The organism is Roseomonas sp. KE0001, assembly GCF_016107285.1.
Taxonomy (GTDB): Bacteria; Pseudomonadota; Alphaproteobacteria; order Acetobacterales; family Acetobacteraceae; genus Pseudoroseomonas.
The window spans coordinates 63,487-73,027 of record NZ_RCVQ01000012.1; the positions used below are offsets into that span (position 1 = coordinate 63,487).

General features: G+C 71.5%; 6 protein-coding genes. 2 read left to right on the forward strand and 4 right to left on the reverse strand.

The features are described 5' to 3' along the window. Window positions 1-21: 21 nt before the first annotated feature. Both D9598_RS21220 and D9598_RS18755 read right to left on the reverse strand, forming a co-directional pair. Window positions 22-4,128, reverse strand: coding sequence for a M10 family metallopeptidase C-terminal domain-containing protein (locus tag D9598_RS21220; protein WP_304621615.1), 4,107 nt, complete (start codon window positions 4,126-4,128; stop codon window positions 22-24). Window positions 4,129-4,260: 132 nt separating this feature from the next. Continuing rightward, window positions 4,261-5,046 carry an enoyl-CoA hydratase/isomerase family protein gene (locus D9598_RS18755; protein WP_198368063.1) on the reverse strand — a complete coding sequence of 262 codons (786 nt, stop codon included), beginning with the start codon at window positions 5,044-5,046 and terminating at the stop codon, window positions 4,261-4,263. A gap of 85 nt (window positions 5,047-5,131) precedes the next feature. On the opposite strand from D9598_RS18755, the gene D9598_RS18760 reads away from it, so the two are divergent. Beyond that, window positions 5,132-5,944 carry an IclR family transcriptional regulator gene (locus D9598_RS18760; protein WP_198368064.1) on the forward strand — a complete coding sequence of 271 codons (813 nt, stop codon included), beginning with the start codon at window positions 5,132-5,134 and terminating at the stop codon, window positions 5,942-5,944. A 98-nt stretch (window positions 5,945-6,042) separates the two neighbouring features. Continuing rightward, the gene (locus D9598_RS18765; RefSeq protein WP_370592084.1) at window positions 6,043-7,044 is read left to right on the forward strand and encodes a Bug family tripartite tricarboxylate transporter substrate binding protein; all 1,002 of its coding nucleotides are present in this window, start codon (window positions 6,043-6,045) and stop codon (window positions 7,042-7,044) included. A gap of 48 nt (window positions 7,045-7,092) precedes the next feature. Here D9598_RS18765 and D9598_RS18770 read toward each other — a convergent pair whose 3' ends face one another. Together D9598_RS18770 and D9598_RS18775 are read right to left on the reverse strand one after the other, a co-directional pair. Then, window positions 7,093-8,259 carry an acyl-CoA dehydrogenase family protein gene (locus tag D9598_RS18770; protein ID WP_198368065.1) on the reverse strand — a complete coding sequence of 389 codons (1,167 nt, stop codon included), beginning with the start codon at window positions 8,257-8,259 and terminating at the stop codon, window positions 7,093-7,095. Between the two features lie 42 nt (window positions 8,260-8,301). Continuing rightward, window positions 8,302-9,438 carry a CaiB/BaiF CoA-transferase family protein gene (locus D9598_RS18775; RefSeq protein WP_198368066.1) on the reverse strand — a complete coding sequence of 379 codons (1,137 nt, stop codon included), beginning with the start codon at window positions 9,436-9,438 and terminating at the stop codon, window positions 8,302-8,304. Window positions 9,439-9,541: the final 103 nt, after the last annotated feature.

Below are 9,541 nucleotides of genomic sequence, written 5' to 3' on the forward strand. Positions count from 1 at the left end.
CCGGAGCGGCGGCGCGGGGGATCAGAAGGCCGCGAAGTGCCAGCTGGCGAGGCTGGTCACGCCGGTCAGCGCGATCTCGAAATCCGCCGCCGGATCGCTATCGACATTGCCATGGAGCACGCCGCCGGAGAACCAGAGCTGCGCCGCCGCCGTGGCGGGCCCGCTGACGAGGGTGAAGGCCTGATCCCCGGCGAGTCCCAGATTGGCATCGATGCCGGAGAGGTCGAGCAGGTCGGTGTAGAGCGCCACGCTGAAATCGCCGATGACGTCGCGCGCCGCGCCCAGCCCCACATCGCCCTGGGCGAAGACGAAGCGGTCGTTCCCGGCGCCGCCCAGGAGCAGATCCGCCCCCGGCCCGCCGCGCAGGATGTCCGCGCCGCCATCACCCGAGAGGATGTCGTCGCCGGCGCCGCCGGAGAGCTGGTCGGCATTGCCGCGCCCGGTCAGCACGTCGTTGCCATCCGTGCCGGACAGCACCAGGGAGGGCGCCAGCTCCAGCACCGCCACACCGGGCGAGACGGCTTCGAGCGTTCCCGCGAGGCCGGTGATCTGGATGCTGCTCTCGGCCACGCCGTCGCCGTTCCGGTCGATATAGAGCGCCGCGCCGGACTGGCGGATCTCCGCCTCGCCCTGGCCGGCGAAGGCCGCCGTGCCGATGAAGCCCGCCTGCAGGCCGGTGAGGTCGAGCCTGTCGCCCACGGCGAAGTCGGCGACGATGTCATGGAAGACCAGGCCGCGCTCCTCGGCATCCCAGAGGAAGACGTCATGGCCCGAGCCGCCGCTCAGGGTGTCGTTGCCGGGGCCGCCGCGCAGAAGGTCGTCGCCCGCATCGCCGGAGAGCTGGTCGTCGCCGGCACCGCCGAGCAGCATGTCGTCGCCCTCCCCGCCGAGGAGGATGTCCTTCCCCGCCCCGCCCGAGAGGAGATCGGCGCCGCCGCCGCCCTCCAGCCGGTCGTCGCCCTCGCGCCCGGTCAGGGTATCGGCGCCCGGCGTGCCGGTGAGCCAGAGGTCGGGCACGATGCGCAGGAGGCCCGAGCCCGCCACCACCTCCTCCAGCCAGAGCGTGCCGGTGAGCGTCAGGCTGGCATCGGCGAGACCGTCGCCATTGCTGTCGAGGGCGAGCACGGTCTGGCCGAGATGGAAGGCCCGCAGCTGCGCGGTGCCATCCGCCTGGAAGGCGGCCGCGCCGACGAAGCGCGCGCCCAGCGCGGCGAGGTCCAGCCTGTCCTCGGCGGCGAAGTCGGTGATGAGATCGCCGGCCAGATCGGCGGCCGCGAGGTAGCGGAAGACGTCGGCCCCGGTGCCGCCGGTCAGGGTGTCTGCGCCCTCGCCGCCCAGCAGCAGGTCGTCGCCGGCGCCGCCATGGAGGATGTCGGCGCCCGCGCCCCCGTCCAGCACATCCCGGCCGTCATCGCCCCAGAGCCTGTCATTCCCCGCCTCGCCCAGCAGCGTGTCGTCGCCGGCACCGCCATGGAGCCGGTCGTCGCCGGCGCGGCCGCCGATGCGGTCGGCGCCGCCGCCGCCATAGATGACGTCCTGGCCGGCGCGGCCAACCAGCACCTCATCCCCGTCACCGCCCGAGATGAGGAGATTCTGGACACGCTGCAGGACGCCGGAGCCGGCGCGCCGTTCCTCCAGCAGGACGTCGCCGTCGAACTCCAGCACGGCCTCAGGGAGGCCGTCGCCATCGATGTCGAAGCCCAGGAAGGTCCTGCCCACCGACACGCCGTTCCAGCCATCGAGCACCGCCATCTGCCCGGCCTGCCCGGTGAGGCCCTCGGCGCTGAAGCGGAACTCGGTGAGGTAGGCCAGATGTACCAGGTCGGATTCGTCGAGATCGGTGATGCGCTCGCCCGCCGCGATCTCGTCCAGGCTCAGGAACTTGAAGACGTCGGCGCCGGCGCCACCGGTCAGGACATCCCGGCCCGCGCCGCCGATCAGGGTGTCGTCGCCCTGGCCGCCGAGCAGGATGTCGTCGCCGCCCTCCCCCTTCAGGAAATCGTTGCCGTCGCCGCCCTCGAGGCGGTCGGCGCCGCCGCGCCCGGCCAGGACATCGTCCCCGCTGCCGCCCTGCAGCAGATCATCCCCGCCGCCGCCCGCCAGCGTGTCGTTGCCGGCGCCACCCGAGAGGTTCCGGGCGGCGACGAGACCGAGCAGGCGAGCGCCCGGCGTCACCTCGGCCAGGGAGCCGCCGGTGGCGAGCAGCACGCTCTGGTCGGCGAGGCCGTCGCCATCGGCATCGATCTCGATCAGCGTGCCATTGGCGGCGCGACTCTGCCGGGCCTCGGGACGCACCCCGCTGAACGTCTCGTCACCGATCCAGACGAGGGACGGGATGTCGAGCAGGAGCCGGTCGCCGATGGCGAGATCGAGGATGGTGTCGGAGGCGCCCGGATCGACGCCGATGACGAAGGTGTCGTTGCCGGCACCGCCTTCGAGACTGTCGTTGCCGGGGCCGCCCTCCAGCCGGTCCGTCCCGGCGCCGCCCAGCAGGCGGTCGTTGCCGGCGCCGCCGATCAGCACGTCGTCGCCGCCCTCGCCCCGCAGGATGTCGTCGCCGCCGCCGCCCTGCAACCGGTCCGCCCCGGCGCCGCCGGTCAGCCCGCGATTCTCCGACAGCACCAGGATGCGCGAGCCCGGCGCGGTCTCGTCCAGCATGTGGCCGCCGGTCCCGATGGTGGCGCTGGCCTCGGCGCGGCCGTCGCCATCGGCATCGATCCAGAGCTGCTGCCCGTCGAAGCGGATCTCGCCGCGCAGGCCCGAGAAGGCGGCGACGCCGATATAGGTCAGCCCCGCCAGGCCGGTGAGCTGGATCCGGTCCCCCGCCTCCATGTCGCGAATGATGTCGCCATCGACCTCGGCGACGGAATGGTAGCGGAAGGTGTCGTTGCCGGCGCCGCCGCGCAGGATGTCGCGCCCCAGGCCGCCGATCAGGATGTCGTCCCCGCTGAAGCCCATGATCGAGTCGTTGCCCTCGCCGCCGATCAGCGTGTCGTTGCCGGCGCCGCCGTCCAGGGTGTCGTCGCCGGCGCCGCCATCCAGCACGTCGTCGCCGGACTGGCCGCGCAGCAGGTCGCGTCCCCCCGCGCCGATCAGCGTGTCGTTGCCGCCACCGGCATCGATGCGGTCCGCCGCCTCGCCCCCTTCCAGGATCTCGCCCGCCTCGCCGCCCACGATTGTCCGGGGCGTGGCGACGACGAGGATGCGCGAGCCCGCGGCCGTCTCCTGCAGCGGGGCGCCGCCGGCAAGGCGCAGCACGAGATCGGACCGGCCGTCGCCATCCGTGTCGATGGCCAGCGTCTCGCCCTCCTGGCGCATCTCGCCCGCCGCGCCGCTGAAGCGCGCCTGCCCGATGAAGCGGAGGGTGGTGATGGCGGAAGCGTCGAGGCGGTCGTCCTCGGCGAAGTCCAGGATGACATCGCCGGCGAAGTCCTCCATCGCCTCGTAGCGGAAGCTGTCCGCCCCCTCGCCGCCCGCCAGCCGGTCGGCGCCGGAGCCGCCGATCAGCGTGTCCTCGCCCGCCTCGCCGGAGAGCGTGTCCTCGCCCGCCCCGCCGAGCAGCCGGTCGCCTCCGGCGCCGCCGAAGAGGCGATCGTCGCCCGGACCGCCCTGCAGGAGATCGGCCCCGGCGCCGCCCGTCAGCTCCAGCGCCGCGGCCAGCATCAGGATGCCCGAGCCCGGCGCCGTCTCCACCAGCCGCAGCCTGCCGTCGAGGCTCATGCCGATCTCGGCCAGGCCATGGCCGTTGACGTCGATGCTCAGGAGGGTGACGCCATCGGCGTGGCTGAAGCGGATCTCCCGCCCGAGGCCGGAGAAGGCGCGCTCGCCGATGAAGCTGAAGCCGGCGAGGGCCGAGAGGTCGAGGCGGTCGCCCCGGCCGAAGTCGATGATGCGGTCGAGGCTGATCTCCTCGAGGCCGGCATAGCGGAAGGTGTCGCTGCCACCGCCGCCCGAGAGCCGGTCGGCGCCGCGCCCGCCGGTCAGCAGGTCGTCCCCCTCGCCGCCAACGAGGATATCGGCGCCGGCGCCGCCGTCCAGGATGTCGTCGCCGTCCAGGCCGTAGAGGGTGTCGTCGCCGCTGCCGCCCGCCAGGCGGTCGCTGCCGCCGCTGCCGATGAGATTGGCCATGTCCTGTCCGCCTGAAGGTTTTTTCAGAGCGCGACGGGCTTCTCCCGATCCGCGGGAGATCTGCTAGCACGGCGGGACCGGCACCGGGCCGCGCCCGGTGCCTCAATCGAACCGTCAGCGATCCGGCGTGGCTCAGCTGCCCTTGAAGACCGGGGCGCGCTTGCCGAAGAAGGCGGCCTTGCCCTCCTCATGGTCGTCGGTCAGGAACAGCAGGCTCTGGTAGTGCCGCTCCTCGTCCAGCGCGCGGTCCAGCCCGGTGGCAAGGATCTGCTTGGTCAGGGCGATCGCCGTCGGCGCCTGGTCGGCCAGGAGCCGCGCCCGAGCCTTCGCCGCCTCCAGCGCACCGCCCTTGGGCGCCACCTGGTCCACCAGCCCGATGCGCTGCGCCTCGGCGGCGTCCAGCGGCTCGCCATAGAGCAGGATCTGCCGTGCCCGCGCCGGCCCCACGCGCTGCGGCAGGGTGTGCGGCAGGCCGAGATCGGCCATCAGCCCCGCCTTGCCGAAGGCGGCCATGAAATGCGCCGCCTCGGAAGCGACGATGGTGTCGCAGGCGCAGGCCAGCGACAGGCCGGCGCCGGCGCACCAGCCCTCGACCGCGGCGACGACGGGCGTGCTGCCGCCGACCATGAGCCGGATCAGCTGGTGCGCGGCGCGCAGGCGCTCCCGCCCCTGCAGCGGGCTGCGGACATCCATGCCGGACAGGTCGCCGCCGGAGCAGAAATGCTCGCCGGCCCCGGTGATGACCAGGGCGCGGATCTCCGGGTCGCCCTCGACCCGGTCCAGGATGCGCAGCAGATCGGCGCGCAGGCGCGGCGCCAGGGCGTTGCGCCGCCGCGGATAGTCGAGCGTCAGCACCAGCACGGCGCCGTCCCGCTCTTCCCGCACCCGCATCTCGGTCTCGGCAGCGGCCTCGGACATCTCCGGTCTCCTTCCCAAGCCGGCCTTGGCGCCGGTCACGGCGGCAGGCTACATTCCGTATACGGGAAATCAATCGGGATATTGAATGGACACCCATCAACCCTCGCCCGAGCGGGACCTGACCGGCCAGCGCGATGTCGGCGCGGTGATCCACGCCATCCGCATCCTGCAGCACCTCTCCGCCGCCACGGCGCCGCTCGGCGTCGCGGCCGTGGCGCGCGGCACGGGCATCAGCCCCAGCACCTGCTTCAACATCCTGCGCACGCTGACCCGCACGCGCTTCGTCGCCTTCCGCGAGCAGGACAAGACCTATTCCCTCGGCCTCGGTGTCGCCGAGCTGGCGGCGGGCTTCCTCGGCATCAGCCATGCCGAGCTGATCCGGCCGGAGCTGGAGCGCCTGGCGCTGAACTACGACATGCTGATCGTGCTCTGGCGCGTCACCGAGGACGGTCACATCGTGCTGATCGACCGCGCCCACAGCCATACGGCGGTGCGGGTGGAGATGCGCCTCGGCCTGCGCCTGCCGATGCTGGTGGGCGCCGTCGGCCGCTGCGTCGCCGCCGCGCTCGATCTGCCCCAGGCCGAGCTGCGGCGGCGTTTCGCGGCGTTGCGCTGGCAGTCGCCGCCGAGCTTCGAGAGCTACCTCGCCGATGTCGAGGCGGCGCGCGGCAGCGGCTGGAGCCTGGACAACAGCCAGCTCTACCGCGGCCTGATCACCATCGCCGCGCTGATCACCGACCAGCACGGGCAGCCGCGCTTCGGCCTCTCCGGCATCACCATCGCCGGCCAGCGCCCGCCGCAGATCTTCGAGCAGCTTGGCCGGGAGCTGCGCGAGGTCGCGGGCTTCGCCACGCGCGCGCTCTTTCCGAGGGACGCATCGATCCAGAATATCGAATAGCATTCCAGATTTGGGATGACAGCCCCGGCCGGATCAGGCCAAATCGCCGCCGATGCCGTGCCAGCAAAAGGCATGCAGCAAGGAGGAAGTCTCGAGCCGTGACTCATGTCAATCGCCGCGTCCTGCTGGGCGCCGGAACCCTGGCGGCAGGCAGCCTGATGGCGGGGCGCCGCCCGCGGGCGCAGTCGGGCTGGCGCCCGACCCAGACAGTCCGCCTCGTCATTCCCGCCGCCGCGGGCGGCACCACCGACATCATGGGCCGCATCCTGGCGCCGCACCTGCACGAACGCTGGGGCCAGGCGGCGGTGGTCGAGAACAAGTCCGGCGCCGGCGGCACTCTCGGCGCCGCCGAGGTGATGCGCGCCAGGCCGGACGGCCACACGGTGCTGATCAGCAATATCGGGCCACAGGCCATCGCCTATTCGCTGTTCAACAACCTGCCCTACAAGCCGGAGGACTTCATCCCGGTCTCCAACATGATCCGTGGGCCGAATGTGCTGATGGTGCACCCGTCCCTGCCGGTGAAGACCGTGCCGGAGTTCATCCGCTACCTGAAGGAACGGCCCGGCAAGCTGAACTACAGCACCTCCGGTCCCGGCCAGTCCCCGCACCTCGCCGGCGTCTGGTTCCATCAGCTCACGGGAACCCAGGCGACCGCCATCCACTACCGAGGCGCCGGCCCGGCCATGACCGCGATGATGGCGGGCGATGTCGACTTCGGCTTCGACAATCTCACCAGCTCCGTCGGGCAGATCAAGGATGGCCGGGTCCGGGCGCTGGGCGTGACCAGCTCCGACCGCAGCCCGCAGATGCCGGAGCTGCCGGCGCTGCGCGAGACGCTGCCGGAACTCGCCGAGTACGACGTCAACACCTGGTTCGGCGCCTTCTATCCGGCGGGAACGCCGCGCGCCGCGGTGGACGCGCTGAATGCCGAGATCAAGGTGCTGCTGGAGATGCCGTCGACGAAGCAGCGCTTCGCCGAGATGGGTGGCGTCCCGGCCTATGGCACGCCCGCCGAATACGCCGCCTTCGTCAAGGCCGAGACGGAGAAGTGGGGCGCCGTGGTGCGCAAGGAAGGCCTGAAGATGGATCTGGGCTGAGCGACCGGCGGGAGAGTGGCGGGAGGGCGGCGGAACGCCCTCCCGGCTTCAATAGGATTTGGGCAGTCCCAGCACCTTCTCGGCGATGAAGCAGAGCACGAGCTGCGGGCTGACCGGGGCGATGCGCGGGATCATCACCTCGCGCAGATAGCGCTCCACATGATATTCGCGCGCATAGCCGAAGCCGCCATGCGTCATCACCGCCTGCTGGCAGGCCTTGAACCCGGCCTCGGCCGAGAGGTACTTGGCGGCATTGGCCTCGGCGCCGCAGGACAGGCCGGCGTCGTAACGCGAGGCGGCCTTCATCACCATCATCCAGGCCGCCTCCAGCTCCATCCAGTTTTCCGCCAGGGGATGCTGGATCGCCTGGTTCTGTCCGATGGGCCGGCCGAAGACGTGCCGCTCCTTCGCATAATGCGTCGCCCGCTTCAGCGCCGCATGACCCAGCCCGATGGCTTCCGCCGCGATCAGGATGCGCTCCGGATTCATCCCGTGCAGGATGTACTCGAAGCCGCGCCCCTCCTCGCCGATGCGGTCCTCCAGCGGGATCTCCAGGCCATCGAAGAACAGCTCGTTGGAATCGACGGCCTTGCGGCCCATCTTCTCGATCTCGCGTACCGCGACCTTGCTGCGGTCGAGCGTGGTGTAGAAGAGGCTCAGCCCCTCGGTCTTGCGCCCGACCTCCTCCAGCGGCGTGGTCCGGGCGAGCAGCAGCACCTTCTCGGCGACCTGCGCGGTGGAGATCCAGACCTTCTGCCCGTGCACCACGTAGCGCTCGCCCTGCCGCACCGCGCGGGTGCGGAGCTGCGTCGTGTCCAGCCCGGTGTTCGGCTCCGTCACCGCAAAGCAGGCCCGCTCCCGACCCGCGATCAGCGGCGGCAGCATGCGCCGCTTCTGCTCCTCCGTGCCGAAGACGACGACGGGATTGAGACCGAAGATGTTCATGTGCACGGCCGAGGCGCCGGTCATGCCGCCGCCGGATTCCGAGATCTCCCGCATCATGATGGCCGCCTCGAGGATGCCCAGCCCGGCACCGCCCAGCGCCTCGGGCATGCAGATGCCGAGCCACCCTCCCTCCGCCATGGCCTGGTGCAGCTCCGCCGGGAAGCGCCCGTCCCTGTCGCGTGCCAGCCAGTAATCGTCGCCGAAGCCGGCGCAGATGCGGCCGATGGCGCCGCGCAGCTCCTCCTGTTCAGGGCTCAGCGAGAAATCCATCGATGCTCTCCCGTGCAAAAGGCCGGCCGCGCCGCTTCCCGGTCAGGCGGAGAACTCCCGCCGCACCGCCTCCGTGTGCTCGCCCAGCGCCGGCACCGCCCCATACTGCCGCGGAGCACCGTCGTTGAAGCGCGCCGCCGGCGCCGCCACGGCGACATCGCCATTCGGCGTTCGCACCGGCAGGCGCCGCAGCGCCGGATGCGCCACCAGCGCCGGCATGTCGTTGACGAAGCCATAGGCGGTGTTGGCCTCGCGCAGGCGGGCGGCGCAGGCCTCCCGGCTCAGCTTCGCGAAGGCGGCGGCGACATGCGCGTCCACCACCGGCCGGTTCGCCACACGCTCGACATTGCTGCGGAAGCCCTCGCGCTGCGGCAGCTCGGGCTCCTGCAGGAAGCCGGCGCAGAACTGCGCCCATTCCCGCTCGTTCTGGATCGAGATCAGCACCAGCGCGCCATCCGAGGTGGCGAAGGCGCCGTAGGGGCAGATCGAGGGATGCGCGAGGCCGATGCGCTGCGGCGCATGGCCAGTGCCCTCGAAATACAGCAGCGGCACGTTCATCCAGTCCGCCATGGCATCGAACAGCGAGACGCCGATCGACTTGCCCTCGCCGGTGATGCCGCGCTCGATCAGCGCCTCCAGCACCGCCGCATGCGCCATGGTGCCGCAGGCGATGTCGCAGACCGAGACGCCGACGCGCCCGGGCCCCGCCGGATGACCGGTGATCGAGGCCAGCCCGCTCTCGGCCTGGACCAGCAGGTCATAGGCCTTCATCGTGGCGTAGTCGCCGCTCTCGCCATAGCCGGAGATATCGACGGTGATCAGCCGGGGGTGGCGCCGGCGCAGCTCGGCGCTGCCGAAGCCGGCGCGGCCCATGGCGCCGGGGGCGAGGTTCTGGATGAAGACATCCGCCTTGCCCACCAGGCGCTGCAGCAGCGCCTTGTCCCCCGCCTCCTTGATGTCGAGGCAGACGCTTTCCTTGCCCCGGTTCAACCAGACGAAGTAGGTCGATTGCCCGGCCGCCGCGCGGTCATAGCCGCGCGCGAAATCACCCTCGGCGCGCTCGATCTTGATGACGCGCGCGCCGGCATCGGCCAGCTTGACCGAACAGGTCGGCGCCGCGACAGCCTGCTCCATGGAGACGACGAGAAGCCCCTCCAGCGGCCGGCCCGGTCTTCCCATGGTTCAGTAGCTCCTGGGCATGCCGAGGACATGCTCGCCGAGATAGGAGAGGATGAGGTTGGTGCTGATCGGCGCCACCTGATAGAGCCGCGTCTCGCGGAAC